This is a genomic window from Limnohabitans sp., assembly GCF_040400975.1.
Lineage (GTDB): Bacteria > Pseudomonadota > Gammaproteobacteria > Burkholderiales > Burkholderiaceae_C > Limnohabitans_A.
In genome coordinates this window covers 33,704-49,629 of the sequence record NZ_JBBAPF010000015.1, presented here as the reverse complement: position 1 = coordinate 49,629, position 15,926 = coordinate 33,704, and the positions used below count along the sequence as shown (strand labels likewise).

14 protein-coding genes are annotated in these 15,926 nt (G+C 56.9%); 2 read left to right on the top strand and 12 right to left on the bottom strand.

Annotated features, from left to right (window positions below; genetic code table 11):
- Window positions 1–45: 45 nt before the first annotated feature.
- The 11 genes from lpxA to rpsB all read right to left on the bottom strand — a co-directional run bounded on the left by lpxA (window position 46) and on the right by rpsB (window position 10,544).
- On the bottom strand, window positions 46–840 hold the full coding sequence (lpxA, locus tag ABWQ00_RS10215) for an acyl-ACP--UDP-N-acetylglucosamine O-acyltransferase (protein ID WP_353238569.1): 795 nt from the start codon (window positions 838–840) through the stop codon (window positions 46–48).
- 5 nt (window positions 841–845) lie between these two features.
- Entirely contained in the window at window positions 846–1,292 is a 447-nt protein-coding gene (gene fabZ / locus ABWQ00_RS10210; RefSeq protein WP_353238568.1) for a 3-hydroxyacyl-ACP dehydratase FabZ, read from the bottom strand.
- A gap of 2 nt (window positions 1,293–1,294) precedes the next feature.
- Window positions 1,295–2,281: a UDP-3-O-(3-hydroxymyristoyl)glucosamine N-acyltransferase gene (gene lpxD, locus ABWQ00_RS10205; RefSeq protein ID WP_353238567.1), complete on the bottom strand. Its 987-nt coding sequence runs from the start codon at window positions 2,279–2,281 to the stop codon at window positions 1,295–1,297.
- A 23-nt stretch (window positions 2,282–2,304) separates the two neighbouring features.
- A complete protein-coding gene (locus ABWQ00_RS10200; protein WP_353238566.1) occupies window positions 2,305–2,823 on the bottom strand; it encodes an OmpH/Skp family outer membrane protein in 519 nt (172 codons plus the stop codon).
- Window positions 2,823–5,129, bottom strand: a complete 2,307-nt coding sequence (bamA, locus tag ABWQ00_RS10195) for an outer membrane protein assembly factor BamA (RefSeq protein WP_353238565.1) — start codon at window positions 5,127–5,129, stop codon at window positions 2,823–2,825. Before bamA ends, ABWQ00_RS10200 begins: the two co-directional genes overlap by 1 nt.
- 194 nt (window positions 5,130–5,323) lie before the next feature.
- The gene (locus ABWQ00_RS10190; RefSeq protein ID WP_353238564.1) at window positions 5,324–6,517 is read right to left on the bottom strand and encodes a 1-deoxy-D-xylulose-5-phosphate reductoisomerase; all 1,194 of its coding nucleotides are present in this window, start codon (window positions 6,515–6,517) and stop codon (window positions 5,324–5,326) included.
- Between the two features lie 16 nt (window positions 6,518–6,533).
- Window positions 6,534–7,382 (bottom strand): phosphatidate cytidylyltransferase, encoded by an 849-nt coding sequence (locus ABWQ00_RS10185; RefSeq protein WP_353238563.1) that lies wholly within the window; start codon window positions 7,380–7,382, stop codon window positions 6,534–6,536.
- Window positions 7,383–7,454: 72 nt separating this feature from the next.
- Window positions 7,455–8,015 carry a ribosome recycling factor gene (frr, locus tag ABWQ00_RS10180; RefSeq protein ID WP_353238562.1) on the bottom strand — a complete coding sequence of 187 codons (561 nt, stop codon included), beginning with the start codon at window positions 8,013–8,015 and terminating at the stop codon, window positions 7,455–7,457.
- Window positions 8,016–8,039: 24 nt separating this feature from the next.
- Window positions 8,040–8,762 carry a UMP kinase gene (gene pyrH, locus ABWQ00_RS10175; protein ID WP_353238561.1) on the bottom strand — a complete coding sequence of 241 codons (723 nt, stop codon included), beginning with the start codon at window positions 8,760–8,762 and terminating at the stop codon, window positions 8,040–8,042.
- Window positions 8,763–8,819: 57 nt separating this feature from the next.
- Complete coding sequence (gene tsf / locus ABWQ00_RS10170; RefSeq protein ID WP_353238560.1) at window positions 8,820–9,716, bottom strand: translation elongation factor Ts; 897 nt, start codon at window positions 9,714–9,716, stop codon at window positions 8,820–8,822.
- A gap of 78 nt (window positions 9,717–9,794) precedes the next feature.
- Complete coding sequence (gene rpsB, locus ABWQ00_RS10165) at window positions 9,795–10,544, bottom strand: 30S ribosomal protein S2 (protein ID WP_353238559.1); 750 nt, start codon at window positions 10,542–10,544, stop codon at window positions 9,795–9,797.
- A 216-nt stretch (window positions 10,545–10,760) separates the two neighbouring features.
- Here rpsB and ABWQ00_RS10160 point away from each other — a divergent pair, with 216 nt between their 5' ends.
- Together ABWQ00_RS10160 and ABWQ00_RS10155 are read left to right on the top strand one after the other, a co-directional pair.
- Window positions 10,761–12,116 carry an amidase gene (locus tag ABWQ00_RS10160; RefSeq protein WP_353238558.1) on the top strand — a complete coding sequence of 452 codons (1,356 nt, stop codon included), beginning with the start codon at window positions 10,761–10,763 and terminating at the stop codon, window positions 12,114–12,116.
- A gap of 4 nt (window positions 12,117–12,120) precedes the next feature.
- A complete protein-coding gene (locus tag ABWQ00_RS10155) occupies window positions 12,121–13,629 on the top strand; it encodes an NAD(P)H-hydrate dehydratase (RefSeq protein WP_353238557.1) in 1,509 nt (502 codons plus the stop codon).
- Window positions 13,630–13,635: 6 nt separating this feature from the next.
- On the opposite strand, the gene rnr is transcribed toward ABWQ00_RS10155, so the two are convergent.
- Window positions 13,636–15,912, bottom strand: a complete 2,277-nt coding sequence (gene rnr, locus ABWQ00_RS10150; protein WP_353238556.1) for a ribonuclease R — start codon at window positions 15,910–15,912, stop codon at window positions 13,636–13,638.
- Window positions 15,913–15,926 lie beyond the last annotated feature (14 nt).

The window sequence follows — 15,926 nt, the reverse complement described above, 5'->3', positions numbered from 1 at the left end:
AAGCCCCCGCAGGGGCTTTAGGCGCGGACAAATCTGCGGACAGTGTCAACGCACGATCCCGCGCTGAGGTGAGGCAGCTTGCAAAAAGCTCAGCATCATGTCCACATCGGGCTGGACATCCGAGTTTTGGACGGCCAAAGCAGCAATTCGGGTCATGGCATCGCTCAGCGACAAGCCGTCACGGTACAGCGCTTTGTGCATGGCCTTGACGGCGCTGATGCGTTCAGCTGAAAACCCGCGCCGACGCAGTCCTTCAAAGTTCATCGAACGCGCTTGAGCCGGCTGGCCTTGTGCCATCACAAAAGGCGGCAGATCGGCAAACAACAAGGAGTTCATGGCCGTGAAACTGTGCGCACCAATGCGGCAAAACTGGTGTACCACAGTGAAGCCGCCCAAGATCACCCAATCCTCGACCACCACATGGCCTGCAAGTTGCGTGTTGTTGGCAAAGATCGTGTGGTTGCCTACCTGACAGTCATGCGCCAGATGCACATAGGCCATGATCCAGTTGTCGTGACCCACCGAGGTCACAGCCCGGTCACCCGGCGAGCCGATGTTAAGAGTACAAAACTCGCGGATCGTGTTGCGGTCCCCGATCACCAACTCACAAGGCTCGTTGTTGTACTTCTTGTCCTGGGGCACTGCACCCAAAGAGCTAAACTGGAAAATTCGGTTGTCCTGACCAATGGTGGTGTGGCCCTCGATCACGCAGTGGCTGGCCACGGTTGTGCCGGCACCGATGCGTACATGCGGCCCGATCAAGCTGTAAGGACCCACGCTCACCGAAGTGTCAAGCTCAGCCCCCGGGCTGATGATGGCCGTAGGATGAATCTTGCTCATGCTGCTCAAGCCTGCGGAATTTTCCGCATGGTGCACATCAACTCAGCCTCGGTGGCAATCTCGTCGCCCACCTTGGCGAGTGCCTTGAACTTAAAAATTCCCGATTTCATGCGGTCAAGCTCTACCTCCAGGATCAACTGATCTCCCGGCTCCACAGGTCGCTTGAAGCGTGCGCCATCAATGCCTGCAAAGTAGTACACCGTCTGGTCATCGGGCGTTTCGCCCAAGGTATCAAAAGCCAACAAGGCAGCAGCTTGAGCCAAAGCCTCCAGCATCAAAACACCCGGCATCACTGGGCGATGAGGGAAATGACCCTGAAAGTGGGGTTCATTGATGGACACGTTTTTCAGGGCCTTGATGCGAACGCCTTTTTCAATCTCTAAGACACGATCAACCAACAAGATGGGATAGCGGTGAGGCAACTGTTTCAATATCTTATGAATGTCCATCATGATCAAGTTTCCTTTTTTTTATGAATGTCCGCCTCTAAGGCTTTGATGCGTTCACGCAAACGGGTCAGTTGTTTGAGGGTGGCAGCGTTCTTCTCCCAATTGGCGTTGGTGTCCAAGGGAAACATGCCGGTGTAGTTACCCGGCTGAAAAATGGAGCGCGTGACCACCGAGGCTGCCGAGATGTGCACATGGTCTACCAAGGTCAAATGACCCAACACCACAGCACCGCCACCGACAGTGCAATGTGCACCGATGCGGGCACTGCCAGCTACGCCCACACACCCAGCCATGGCCGTATGCGCCCCGATGTGAACGTTGTGACCAATCTGAATCAAGTTATCGAGCTTCACGCCATCTTCAATGACGGTGTCCTCCAATGCACCCCGGTCAATACAGGTGTTGGCGCCAATTTCGACATCGTCACCAATGCGAACGGCGCCAAGTTGTTCGATTTTTTCCCACTGCCCTTGGTGAGGAGCAAAGCCAAAGCCATCGGCTCCAATCACCACACCCGAGTGCAAAATACACCGGGCCCCCACCACACAGGCCTCAGACAGGGTCACCCTGGATTTGAGGATGGAACCGGGGCCCACGCGAGAGCCGCGTTCCAGCACGCAAAGGGGACCAATGGTTGCATCCTGTGCCACCTCAGCTTGCGGATGAACCACTGCACTGGGGTGAATGCGCGGACTCGGGTCAGACCCAAGCGTTTGCTTCCACAAGCGCGTCAACTTGGCAAAGTAAAGGTAAGGGTCATCGGTCACGATCACCGCTCGGCCAACACTGGCCAATGACTCAAAAGCAGGCGCCACAATGACACAACCAGCTTCACTTTCGGCCAGTTGGTTTTGGTACTTGGGATTGCTCAGAAAACTGATTTGATGGGCATGCGCCGATTGCAGAGGCGCCAAGCCTTCAATGGTCAAATCCGGAGATCCGGACAATTGCCCACCAAGCCGCTCAACAATCGCCGAGAGTGTCAATGACACAGCAAAGAATCAGGCAATGACGATCACTTACCCACCGAGGCGTTCAGGGCCCTGATGACTTTGTCGGTGATGTCATGTTTCGGGTGAATGTAGACGGCTTCCTGAAAAATCACATCGTATTTTTCAGCCTCAGCCACCTGTTTCACAGCGCGATTAGCGCGCTCCACCACAATTTGCTGCTCCTCGTTTTTCCGTGCATTCAAGTCTTCTTGAAATTCACGGCGCTTACGCTGAAACTCACGGTCTTGATCCAACAATTGTTTTTGGCGTGCCGTCCGTTGCGACTCGGCCAAAGTTGGGGCTTCGCGCTCAAAACGCTCAGAAGCCAGCTTCAAGCTGTTGCCGTTGTCCACCAATTCTTTTTCGCGACGGGAAAACTCTTGCTCCAACTTGGCTTGGGCTTGCTTGGCTGTGGCAGCTTCACGAAAGATGCGCTCTGTATTGACAAAGCCCAGCTTGATGTCTTGGGCCTGAGCATTGAAAGACAACAAAGAAGCTGCAATGCAGCAGGCCAAAGCAATTTTGGGATGAATCGAGTTCATTAGAAGGAGGTTCCAATTTGGAATTGCAGACGCTGGATTCTATCGTTTGTCTGCTTGACGATGGGCGTTGCATAAGAAAAGCGAAGTGGACCCATGGGCGAGATCCAGCTCAAACCCACACCAGCGGAAACGCTCAGTTTATCCAAGGACATGTTTTCGCTAGCGTCAAACGCACGGCCCGCATCGGTGAAGCCAAACAACCTCAAGGTTTTGTCATTGCCAGCGCCGGGGAACGGGGTGATGAACTCGGCATTGAAAACCAGTTTCTTAGACCCACCAGGGAAAAAGGTAACAGCTTCACCAGTTTTAGGCGGCGGGCCCAATGTGTTTCTTTCAAATCCTCGAACACTGCCTAAACCACCTACATAGTAGTTCTTTAGAAGTGGAAACGCTTGGCCGTTCAAGCCTTGACCCATTCCGACATCCGCATTGAAAGCGAATGTGTATTTTTTAGTCAGCGGGATGTACTGTTGGAACTGGTAATTTGCGCGTGCATAGTGAAGATCACCCGCCAAACTCACGTCCGAATTGAACCTTTGAAGAGCGCCGCGGCTTGGAACCAAGGCGCTGTCACGTCTGTCTCTGGCCCAACCTACAGTGATGGGCAAAGCCGTTTTAGCATCCAAGTACTCTCGCAATCTATCAGGAGCTTGTATGCCAATGCCTTCCTTGACATGGGTTTCCTCAGCATTGACACCTAAAAATACTGTGTCAGTTTCGGTCACCGGAACACCAAAGCGCGTTCCCAAGCCTGTGTTGATAATTCGGTAAGAATTAATATTGCCAAAAAATGGCCGAGTGGTTCGATGGAAAAAATCGAAAGTTCTGGAAATGCCGTTCTGGGTGTAATACGGGTTGGTGGTGCTGACCACCAAATTTTGGTTAAAACGGCTGGTATTGACCTCTACAGCCAAAAAGTTGCCAGATCCAAAAGCATTGTCTTGGCGAATACCAAAATTCAAAGCCACTTTTTCAATGGATGAAAAACCTGCGCCCAAAGAAATGCTTCCTGTGGGCTTTTCTGTGACCGTGAACAACAAATCCACCTGGTCTTGCGCACCCGGTACTTCTATGGTTTCCACATTTACGCTGGTGAAGTAACCCAAGCGGTCCACGCGGTCACGCGACAGACGGATTTTGTCGCCGTCGTACCAAGAAGACTCTAATTGACGAAACTCCCGGCGAATCACTTCATCACGCGTACGGTCATTGCCCGCCACTTGAATGCGCCGCACATAAGCACGCCTTGACGGCTCGGCTTGTAACACAAATTGAACGCGGTTGTTTTGGCGATCGATCACCGGCTTGGCCTCTACGCGCGCAAAAGCAAAGCCGAACTTGCCAAAATACTCGGTGAATGCCTTGGTCGTCTCGGCAACCATCTCTGCGTTGTAAGGCTTACCCACGGCAATCTTGATCAGGGCCTTGAACTCATCATCCCGATCCAGGTAATTGCCTTCAAGGCTCACCCCAGAAGTAACAAAGCGCTCACCCTCGGTGATGTTGATGGTGATCGACATCTCCTGCTTGTTAGGGGACATGGCCACTTGGGTGGAATCAATGCGAAACTCTAAAAACCCACGCGAAAGGTAATAGGAGCGCAAGGCCTCCAAGTCGGCATTGAGCTTGGTGCGCGAATAACGGTCGGATTTGGTGTACCAACTCATCCAACCACCGGTGTCCAAATTGAATTGGTCGCGCAAAGTTTGGTCGGTGAAGGCCTTGTTGCCTACGATCTCGATTTGACCAATCCTGGCCGGACCGCCTTCGGTGATGGTGAAAGTCAGGTTCACACGGTTGCGGTCCACTGGCGTGGTGGTCGAGACGACCTCGGCGCCATACAAACTGCGGCTGATGTACTGACGTTTGAGTTCTTGTTCGGCCCTGTCGGCCAAAGCTTTGTCAAACGGGCGCCCCTCCGACAAGCCAATGTCTCTGAGTGCTTTGGTGAGAACGTCCTTGTCAAACTCCTTGAGACCCACAAACTCAACCAAAGCCACCGAGGGGCGCTCTTCCACAACCACGACCAGCACGTCCCCTTGGGTCTCCAAGCGCACATCCTTGAACAGACCGAGGGCAAACAATGCGCGAATCGCTGCTGCACCCGTATCGGTGGTGTAGCGGTCGCCAACTCTGACGGGCAGTGATGCAAAAACCGTTCCGGGTTCGATGCGCTGCAGACCCTCCACGCGAATGTCGCGCACCGTGAAAGGCTCAACAGCCAAAGCCGGCAGGCTGAGTGCCGCGCAAGCGATGGCCTTGATGGCAAATGGTATGCAATGGAAGCGGGATTCAAAAAAATTCATGGTGCAATCGTTCAAAGACCAATTCACAACCGGGGTCGAAAGTCAAAACTCTGAACCTCTCGGTAAAAGCCCGATAGCCAAGTTGCCATGCCGCCGGGCGAAAAAAGTTGGCTCCATTGTGCATTTAAGCCAAAAAACCAACAAAGATAATACATCAGGCTTCATCAGTGTTCAGCGGCATCGCCAGGCCCTGATCAGCGCATCTTTAAAATGCTTTGCTCCGCTTGTGAACGGCTGCTTGCATCCAAGGCCAACAAGGCTTCTAGACCTGTTGGGGCACTGAAACTCATGCTGTCCAGCGTCGCTCTATTGACATCCTGAATCTGGTCAAACCTGATGCGTTTGCTCAAGAATGCATCAACCGCCACTTCGTTGGACGCGTTCAAAACAGCGCAACTGCCTGGCGCTCCCCGCAGAGTCTCCCAAGCCAGTTGAATTCCTGGGAAACGCAACAGATGATCAGCTTGGTCCATCGCCTCAAAAGTCATCGCAGACAAGGCGTGAAAATCAAGCGCTTGAGCACCGGAAGTGATGCGCTCTGGCCAACTCAATCCGTAAGCAATGGGCACCCGCATATCCGGTGTCCCCAACTGAGCGACCACCGAATGATCACGGTACTGAACCATGGAGTGGATGACACTTTGGGGGTGAATCACCACTTCCAATTGCTCCGGCGACATGCCAAACAAGTAATGCGCTTCAATCACCTCCAGCGCCTTGTTCATCATGGTGGCAGAGTCGACCGAGATCTTTCGGCCCATCACCCAATTCGGATGAGCGCAAGCCTCTTCTGGGGTCACATGCCTGAGGGTCTGAGGGTCTCGCGCACGAAACGGACCACCGGATGCAGTCAAGATGATTTTTTGCACCCGCCGCTGCCAAGTCGAAGGATCCTCAGGCAAGGATTGAAAAATGGCCGAATGTTCACTGTCGATGGGCAACAACAAAGCCCCCCCCGCGCGCACCGCTTCTAGGAACACGTCTGCTCCCACCACCAAAGCTTCTTTGTTGGCCAACATGAGACGTTTTCCCGAGCGGGCCGCAGCCAAACAAGGGGACAAGCCTGCGGCACCCACGATGGCGGCCATCACGGCATCCACTTGCGGGGCCGAAGCCACTTCGTCTAAAGCTTGGGCACCCCATAAGACCCTGACAGGCAAACCCTCGGCTTTGACTTTTTCAGCCAGCAACCTGCCTGCATCCTCTTGCGCCATCACAGCCACTTCGGGGGAAAATCGAGCGCATTGGGACAACATCAAATTGACCTGGCTGGAGGCCGTCAACGCATGGATGCGATATTGATCAGGGTGACGGGCCAATACATCCAGAGTGCTGGTACCGATCGAGCCGGTCGAACCCAAGATGGTGATGCACTGAGCGTGATTCATGTGAGATGTCTCCATTTCAAATCCAGACCACCAGCATCATGGCCAAAGGCAAAGTCGGCAGCAAAGCATCGACGCGGTCTAGAACCCCACCATGCCCCGGTAACAAACCCGAACTGTCTTTCATGCCGGCACTGCGTTTGACCAAAGACTCCACCAAGTCGCCCACCACGCTCATGGCAGACATGAACAACAAAGCCGGCACGGCCACCCACCAGCCCTTGGCCAAAATCAGGGTAAAGAAACTCGGCTGAGCCGAAGCACCACTTTGGTCGAATTGAGCCCAGACCAGCGCCACCAAGAGAACGCCCAAGACACCACCGAAAACACCTTCCCAACTTTTGCCTGGACTGATCGAGGGTGCCAACTTGACGCTGAAAAAACGTCCACCGAGCGCACGGCCAAAAAAATAAGCAAAAACATCTGCCGCCCAGACCAACACCAACACAGACAAAAGAAAATTCACGCCTTTATGATGCGCTTGCGCCAAGGCCAACCAAGCCAAGGCCAACAAAAGCAATCCACACATCCAGCGAACCACTCGCGGCCAAAGTGCCCAGCCAGACACCCCACGCTGAATCATCCAGGCACCCAACAAAACCCAAATGGCACCGGCCAACAACCAAAGGAGTGGTGGTGTGGCACGCACCCAACCCAGCTGTTGTGCCAAAGCACAGGCCAGCACACACAAAAGCGCTCCAAGCCATGCTTTGGAGCTTCCTACACCATTGAGACGACCCCACTCCCAAGCACCTGCGGCGATCAAAACCACAGTAAGCCCCATGAATGGCCAAGGGTTGACCGCAAAAAGTGCGGGCAAAAGCAGGGCCAAAAGAAGGACCGCAGTGATGACACGTTGTTTGAGCACTGAATCTCCAAAAAAAAGCCGCCTTGAAGGCGGCCATTCAGGCCGCGGCAGACCACGGCACTGAAAGACCTGTCAAACCGCCATGATTTCTTGCTCTTTGGCGGTCACCAACTGATCGATTTCGGTCATGCGCTTGTCGGTCAGTTTCTGGACCTCGGCCTCGGCACGCTTTTGATCGTCCTCAGACGCTTCTTTGTCTTTGACCAATTTTTTAACCGCTTCATTGGCATCGCGGCGCAAATTGCGGATCGCGATCTTGCCGTTCTCCCCTTCGGTGCGGGCTAGCTTGGTCATTTCCTTGCGGCGCTCTTCGCTCATGGGGGGCATGGGTACGCGAATCAAATCGCCCATGGAAGCGGGGTTCAGGCCCAGATCGCTTTCACGGATGGCTTTTTCAATCTTGGCACCCATGCCTTTTTCCCAAGGCTGCACGCTGATAGTGCGCGAGTCCATCAAAGACACGTTTGCCACTTGCGACAAAGGCACCATAGAACCGTAGTAATCAACATGGATGGTGTCGAGCAAGGCCGGATTGGCACGGCCGGTGCGAATTTTGGTCAGGTTGTTTTTGAAGGCCGCAATGGACTGCTCCATCTTGGTCTCGCATGTTTTTTTGATGTCAGCAATGGTCATCGGGCTCTCCTTGTCAGAACGTTCTCAAGCATAAACCAGGGTACCCTCGTCTTCACCCAGAACCACACGTTTGAAGGCGCCATTCTTGATGATCGAGAACACCTTGATCGGCAACTTTTGGTCACGGCACAAGGCAAAAGCGGTGGCGTCCATGATGCCCAAATTTCGGGAAATGGCTTCGTCGAAGCTGATTTCTGTGTAACGGGTGGCCAAAGGGTCTTTTTTGGGATCGGCCGTGTAAACGCCATCCACTTTGGTAGCCTTGAGCACCATTTCGGCACCGATTTCGGCACCGCGCAATGCGGCTGCCGTGTCGGTGGTGAAAAAAGGGTTACCCGTGCCAGCAGCAAAAACCACCACTTTGCCCTCTTCTAGGTACTGCAAAGCTTTGGGGCGAACATAGGGCTCGACCACTTGGTCAATGCCGATGGCCGACATGACACGGGCCGTCAAACCGGCTTTGTCCATGGCATCGGCCAAAGCCAAAGAGTTCATCACGGTGGCCAACATGCCCATGTAGTCGGCTGTAGCGCGGTCCATACCGACAGAGCCGCCCGCCACACCCCTGAATATGTTGCCTCCACCAATCACCACCGCCACTTGCACGCCCAGTCGAGTCACCTCGGCGATCTCCTCGGCCATGCGAACGATGGTCGCGCGGTTGATGCCAAAAGCATCATCCCCCATCAAGGCCTCGCCTGACAGCTTGAGCAAAATACGCTTGTAGGCTGGCTTGGCTGAGGACATGATGGGCTCCTGGGTGATCAATGTGGACAATAAAAATGCATCAACAGGTCAAGGGGTTCAGGCTGCAGCGTTTTGAGCTGCAGCCACCTGGGCCGCCACTTCGGCAGCGAAGTCGTCAACCTTCTTCTCGATGCCCTCGCCGACCACGTACAGGGTGAATGCCTTGACGGTGGTGCCAGCGGCCTTGAGCATTTGCTCGACGGTCTGCTTGTCGTTCTTGACGAACGACTGGTTGAACAAAGACACCTCTTTGAGGTACTTTTGCACAGCACCTTCGACCATCTTGGTGGCGATGTCGGCAGGCTTTCCGGACTCGGCTGCCTTGGCCGCAGCGACCGAGCGTTCTTTTTCAATCAACTCGGAAGGCACTTCGGCGCTGGTCAAAGACACAGGCTTCATGGCAGCCACGTGCATGGCGACATCTTTGGCCGCGGTCTCGTCACCTTCGTACTCCACCAGCACGCCAATGCGGGTACCGTGCAGATAGTTGGCGATCTTGGCGCCACCCGCAGCACGCTTGAAGCGGCGAAAGCTCATGTTCTCGCCGATCTTGCCGATCAGGCCTTTGCGCACGTCTTCCAATGTCGGGCCAAAACTGTCTTGGCTGTAAGGCAACGCACCCAAAGCAGCGATGTCAGCGGGATTGTGCTCGGCGACCAATTTGGCTGCAGCGTTGGCCAAAGCCAAGAAACTGTCGTTTTTGGTCACAAAGTCGGTTTCGCAATTGACTTCGATCATGGCACCCGTGGTGCCGCTGACAAAACTGGTCACCACGCCTTCAGCGGTCACACGCGAAGCGGCTTTGCCAGCCTTGGTGCCCAGCTTGACGCGCAGCAACTCTTCCGCTTTGGCCATGTCGCCCTCGGCTTCGGTCAGGGCTTTTTTGCACTCCATCATGGGGGCATCGGTTTTTGCGCGCAGTTCAGCAACCATGCTTGCGGTAATTACAGCCATTTGATTTCTCCGTATTCAGTCTAAAAGTCAGATTAAAAAAAAGGGGCCACAAAGCCCCTTTGGTCGAGTCTTAGGATCTCAAGCAGAAGCGTTGACTTCTTCAGCGTGATCGTCAGCCGCTTCGCTGACGGCCTTGACCACGTCATTGACCGCATTGGCACGGCCTTCAATGATCGCGTCAGCAATGCCACGGGCGTACAAGGCCACGGCCTTGGCCGAGTCGTCATTACCAGGGATGATGTAGTCGATGCCTTCGGGGGAATGGTTGGAGTCCACCACACCAATCAGCGGGATGCCCAATTTCTTGGCTTCCGAAATGGCGATTTTGTGGTAGCCCACGTCGATCACGAAAATCGCGTCTGGCAAAGCCGCCATGTCTTGGATGCCGCCAATGTCTTTTTCAAGCTTTTCCATCTCGCGCTTGAACATCAGCTGCTCTTTTTTGCTCAGGCTGTCGAGGCCAACTTCTTGCTGAGCCTTCATGTCCTTCAGACGCTTGATCGAGGTCTTGACGGTCTTGAAGTTGGTCAGCATGCCACCCAACCAACGCTGGTCGACGAAAGGCACGCCAGCGCGCTGGGCTTCGGCAGCCACCAGCTCACGGGCCTGGCGCTTGGTGCCGACCATCAGGATGTTCCCGCGATTGGCGGACAGCTGCTTGGCGAACTTGATCGCGTCCTGGAACATCGGCAGCGATTTTTCCAGGTTGATGATGTGAATTTTGTTGCGGTGGCCGAAGATGAAAGGGGCCATCTTGGGGTTCCAGAAGCGGGTTTGGTGACCAAAATGGACACCGGCTTCCAGCATTTCGCGCATGGTAACGGACATAAAAATACTCCAAAGGTTAGGTCTAAAACCTGCCCACTGATCGAATGCAATGAAAATTGCACTTGACACCTTGACGGGACAGATTCGCGGATGAACTTCACTGAGCTGGGGTCATTGTTGGCGATCAAGATCAACATGACACTCAAAAGACAGCATCCCTGCTCTGCAAAGCCTTAGGATTATAGCATCTTGACCCACCCGAAAGCGCCCTTCTCCATGAAAGCTGACCTGATCGCTACCCGTCAAGCCATCCGGACTGGGTCCACAACGGCCCAAGCCGCTGCTGAAGATTGTTTGACTCTGGCCCAAAGTCCTGGCTGTGCCTACACCTTCATGCATCTCACCCCCGAGGCGCTGCTTCGCACAGCCAGCCAGGCCCAAGTGGGGCAAAACCCACTCGCAGGCCTCGCGGTGTCCATCAAAGACCTGTTTGACATTCAAGGGCAGATTACCCAAGCCGGCTCGATCGTCCTGAAAAACCAGCCCCCGGCTCTAGCGGACTGCCTCGCCGTGGCGCGATTGAGGGCTGCAGGCGCGGGCCTGATCGGGCGCACGAACATGGTTGAATTCGCCTTTTCGGGCGTTGGCACCAACCCCCACTACGGCACACCTGCAGCCTGGGACGGGCTTTACAACCAAGCCGTGGGCACTCTGGGGGAGCCCCATGCGCCCGGCGGCTCCAGCTCGGGCGCCGCCGTGTCGGTGGCCACCGGTGCCGCCTTCATCGGTCTGGGCTCGGACACGGGCGGCTCCATTCGGGTGCCCGCCGCCTTGAACGGCATCGTAGGCTTCAAAAACACCGCCCGCCTGGTACCCACACAAGGCGCTCTGCCCCTGTCCACCACGCTCGACACCGTCTGCGCCATGACGCGCTCTGTGCGCGACGCGATTTTGGCCCACGAAGTGCTGTCGGCCAGACGAGTACCCCGAGGGCAGCGGCCGCTGTCCGGCTACCGCCTGGCGGTGGTCAAGCACCTGATGCAAGAAGACTTGGATACGACCGTGTCGCGGGCTTTTGAGCGCAGCCTGAGCAAGCTGCGCGCTGCTGGGGCGCGCATCGACGAGATGGATCTGACGGAGCTGAATGAGTTGACGCCGATGATGAGCACGGGTGGCTTCAGCCCGGCCGAAGGTTTTGCCTGGCACCGCGAATGGCTGGACCGGGACAGTGCCCGCTACGACCCTCGCGTCCTGCAGCGCCTGATGCGCGGCTCCAGCATGAAAGCGCATGAATACATGGATTTGGTGCAAAACCGTCAGCGGTGGATTCGCCGCGTGGAAGCTGCACTGGTGGGTTACGACGCCGTGCTCTCACCCACCACCCCGATCGCCACCCCAAAAATCAGCGATGTCGCCCCAGGGGCCGAGCGCGATACCGAATTCTTCAGGGTCAACGGCCTGCTTCTGCGCAACACCAGCGTCGTGAACACACTTGACGGCTGCGGGATCTCCCTGCCCTGCCACGCACCGAGTGAACTCCCCGTGGGCTTGATGGCCTGGCATGGGGCCATGCACGACGACACGATTTTGCAGCTGGCCTTGCTGCTCGAGCCCTTGCTGCAACAGCACTGACACCATGCACATCCTGAGCCGCTCACACGCCTGGCCCATACTGGGGCCTGCGCAAGTGCGGCTTCTGGAGCCGGCGTTGCAGGCCCTCAGCCCAACAGCTTTGATGCAAAGCGCGGGGCTGGCATGCGCCCGCTTGGCCCTGGCCGTGGCACCGCATGCCCGGCGCATCTGGGTCGCCGCAGGTCCGGGCAACAACGGCGGCGACGGTTTGGAAGCCGCTTTGCACCTGCACCAATGGGGCAAAGAAGTGGTGGTCAGCCTCGTGGCATCAGGCGGATCCTGCCCGGCAAATGCCCAAGCGGCCTTGCAACGGGCACAACAAGCAGGCGTACGCATTCAGTCCAGCGTACCCACCGAATGGTGCCAGCAGATGGATGCGCAGGACCTGTGCGTTGACGCCCTGCTGGGCATTGGTGCCACGCGGGCCTTGAACGCCGATTTGCAGTCCTGCGTTCTGGCCATGCATAACTGCTTGGCAACGGTACTGGCCATCGACGTGCCTACTGGAGTGAACCCGCAAACGGGCCAGTGGCTGGTTGGGGACAGCGGCAAAAGCGCTGACATCTTGGCCGTGCAAGCCGACCACACCCTGAGCCTCATCGCGGTTCAAGCCGGGCTGCTCATGGGGCATGGACGCGACGCCAGCGGCCAGATCTGGCTGGAAGATTTGGGCTACAGCCCCTGCCATCACAGCATCGCACCACTGGCCTGGCTCAATGCCCCCTGCACCACGACACCCAAAGCCCACGCCAGCCACAAAGGCAGCCACGGCGATGTGGCGGTGATTGGTGGGGAAGGCATGGTCACACACGGCATCGGCATGAGCGGCGCGGCCGTTTTGGCGGCCACTGCGGCTTTGCACGCGGGTGCGGGGCGTGTGATTTTGAGCCTGCTGTCTGACCAAGCCAGTGACAACGTGCCGCCTGACGTGATGCAACGCGAATTCAAGCGGCTTGAGCTTGCAAAACTGCATGTGGTGTGCGGCTGTGGTGGCGGCAGGGCGGTGCAAGCGGTCTTGCCCGAGGTGCTTCAACGCAGTGCCCAATTGGTGCTGGACGCCGATGGCCTCAATGCCGTGGCACAAGACATCTCACTGCAAAACGCACTGCGACAGCGGGCTGTGGACATGGCTTCGGAGGCCACCGTGCTCACCCCCCACCCGCTGGAGGCTGCACGACTGCTGGGCTGCACCACGCAGCAGGTGCAAAACGACCGCTTGAAAGCGGCACAAGAACTGGTTGAGCTTTTCCAATGCAGCGTGGTCCTGAAGGGCTCAGGCACCGTGATCGCCGCGCCCGGGCACACGCCTCGGATCAACATCACGGGCAACGGCCGACTGGCCATCGGCGGCACTGGCGATGTGCTGGCTGGACTCGTGGGCGCACGCATGGCGCAAGGCCTGAGCGCTTTCGATGCAGCCTGCGCGGCGGTGGCGCAACACGGCCGATTGGCCGATGAATGGACGTCCGCCGAGGCCCTCACCGCCAGCCGACTGGCGAAGCGGCTGGCCTGAACTGCCTCAGCGCCGTGGCTTGCTGGCCCTCGGGCCTTTTTTCTTCGCGGCCGCTTTTTTCACCGAGGCCTTGAGGGCCTGGATGGGTGAGCGGTTGCGCTCGGCGTCGGCCATTCGGCGATCCTGGGCACCTCGCTTCTTGTCGCGCCCACTTTCCGAAGGGGCTGACAGGCCTTTGTCGCGCATGGCGCGCGGCACCAAATCGTCGCCCGCTGTCACCAACCGAAAATCGATCTTGCGGCCATCCAAATCGACCCGACTGACCTGTACCTGCACCCTGCTGCCAATGGCGTAGCGGATGCCCGTGCGCTCGCCGCGCAATTCCTGACGCAGCTCGTCAAAGCGGAAATACTCGCCTCCCAGCTCGGTGATGTGTACCAAGCCTTCGACATACAAGTTGTCCAAAGTCACGAAGATGCCAAAGCTGGTGGCCGCAGACACCACGCCGCTGTACTCCTCGCCCAAATGCTCACGCATGTACTTGCACTTGAGCCAGGCTTCCACATCGCGGCTGGCTTCGTCGGCGCGGCGCTCGTTGGCGCTGCAGTGCAAGCCCGCAGCCTCCCAAGCCCGCTGGTCGGTGGCCGACATGCGCACCCGCGGTGCAGACGACTCGGGCGCGTCGCCCTTGGCCGCGCGGCTTTTTTCAAGTCGCTTGCTCAGCTTGGCATGCGCCTCGCCCGGCACGGGCAAGCTGGGCAGCGTGTACTTGCGCTCCATCAATATGGCTTTGATCACACGGTGGACCAGCAGGTCGGGATAACGCCGAATGGGGCTGGTGAAGTGGGTGTAGGCCTCATAGGCCAGGCCAAAGTGCCCGCTGTTAACCGGGGTGTAAATGGCCTGCTGCATCGAGCGCAGCAGCATGGTGTGGATTTGCTGCGCGTCCGGGCGGTCCTTGGTCGCGAGCGCGATTTTTTGGAACTCGCTGGTGTGAGGATCGTCGCTGATGCCGATGCCCAACCCCAGCGCCTTCAAGTAATTGCGCAGGATGTCTTTTTTCTCGGCAGTGGGGCCTTCGTGCACCCGGAACAAACCGGGGTGTTTGCCCTGTTGAATGAAATCTGCGCTGCAAACGTTGGCCGCCAGCATGGCTTCTTCAATCAAGCGGTGCGCTTCGTTGCGAACGCGCGGCACGATTTTTTCGATGCGTCCGCTCTCGTCGCACACGATCTGGGTTTCGGTGGTTTCAAAATCCACAGCACCGCGCACAGCTCGCGAAGCCAGCAAAGCCTTGTACACATCCTGCAGGTTCATCAGATCGGTCACACGCGCCTTGCGCTTGGCAGCTTCTGGCCCTCGGGTATTGGCCAATATCGCCGCCACCTCGGTGTAGGTGAACCGCGCATGGCTGTGCATCACCGCCGGGTAGAACTGGTAGGCATGTACATCGCCCTTGGCGTTGACCAACATGTCGCAAACCATGCACAAGCGGTCTACATCTGGGTTCAATGAGCACAGGCCGTTTGACAACTTTTCGGGCAGCATGGGGATCACGCGGCGCGGAAAATACACACTGGTGGCTCTGTCATACGCATCAATGTCGATATCGCTGCCAGTTTGCACATAGTGGCTCACATCGGCAATTGCCACCAACAAACGCCAGCCCTTGCCACGCCCCACTTTGGCGGGTTCGCAATACACAGCATCGTCAAAATCTCGGGCATCTTCACCGTCGATGGTGACCAAGGGTACATCGCGCAAATCCACCCGGTCCTTACGGTCCTTGGCCAGCACCTTGTCGGGCAAGCCCTTGGCTTGCACCATGCAGCCTGCAGAGAACTCGTGCGGCACGCTGTACTTGCGCACCGCAATTTCAATCTCCATGCCTGGGTCGTCGATCTCGCCCAGCACTTCTTTCACGCGGCCCACGGGCTGTCCGAACAAGGCGGGTGGCTCGGTCAATTCGACCACCACGACCTGACCCGGCTTGGCCGAACCGGTAGCGCCTTTGGGAATCATCACATCCTGGCCATAACGCTTGTCTTCGGGTGCCACCAACCACAAGCCCCCCTCATGCAGCAAGCGCCCAATGATGGGCTGCTCGGGGCGCTCGATGATCTCGACGATTCGGCCTTCAGGCCGACCTTTTCGGTCCTGGCGCACGATGCGCACCTTGACACGGTCCTTGTGCAGGACAGCACGCATCTCGTTGGGTGAGAGGTAAATATCCCCCTCTCCCGTATCCCGGATCAAGAACCCGTGACCATCCCGATGCCCTTGCACACTGCCTTCAATTTCTTCCAGCAAGCCGCTGGGTGGCGCTACTTTTTTGATATACAATCCTTTGATTCCTG

Excerpts from the sequence above, each read along its gene's own strand:
- lpxA (WP_353238569.1), bottom strand. The coding sequence starts at position 840 with ATGAGCAAGATTCATCCTACGGCCATCATCAGCCCGGGGGCTGAGCTT.
- fabZ (WP_353238568.1), bottom strand. The coding sequence starts at position 1,292 with ATGATGGACATTCATAAGATATTGAAACAGTTGCCTCACCGCTATCCC.
- ABWQ00_RS10200 (WP_353238566.1), bottom strand. The coding sequence starts at position 2,823 with ATGAACTCGATTCATCCCAAAATTGCTTTGGCCTGCTGCATTGCAGCT.
- bamA (WP_353238565.1), bottom strand. The coding sequence starts at position 5,129 with ATGAATTTTTTTGAATCCCGCTTCCATTGCATACCATTTGCCATCAAG.
- ABWQ00_RS10190 (WP_353238564.1), bottom strand. The coding sequence starts at position 6,517 with ATGAATCACGCTCAGTGCATCACCATCTTGGGTTCGACCGGCTCGATC.
- frr (WP_353238562.1), bottom strand. The coding sequence starts at position 8,015 with ATGACCATTGCTGACATCAAAAAAACATGCGAGACCAAGATGGAGCAG.
- pyrH (WP_353238561.1), bottom strand. The coding sequence starts at position 8,762 with ATGTCCTCAGCCAAGCCAGCCTACAAGCGTATTTTGCTCAAGCTGTCA.
- tsf (WP_353238560.1), bottom strand. The coding sequence starts at position 9,716 with ATGGCTGTAATTACCGCAAGCATGGTTGCTGAACTGCGCGCAAAAACC.
- rpsB (WP_353238559.1), bottom strand. The coding sequence starts at position 10,544 with ATGTCCGTTACCATGCGCGAAATGCTGGAAGCCGGTGTCCATTTTGGT.
- ABWQ00_RS10160 (WP_353238558.1), top strand. The coding sequence starts at position 10,761 with ATGAAAGCTGACCTGATCGCTACCCGTCAAGCCATCCGGACTGGGTCC.
- ABWQ00_RS10155 (WP_353238557.1), top strand. The coding sequence starts at position 12,121 with ATGCACATCCTGAGCCGCTCACACGCCTGGCCCATACTGGGGCCTGCG.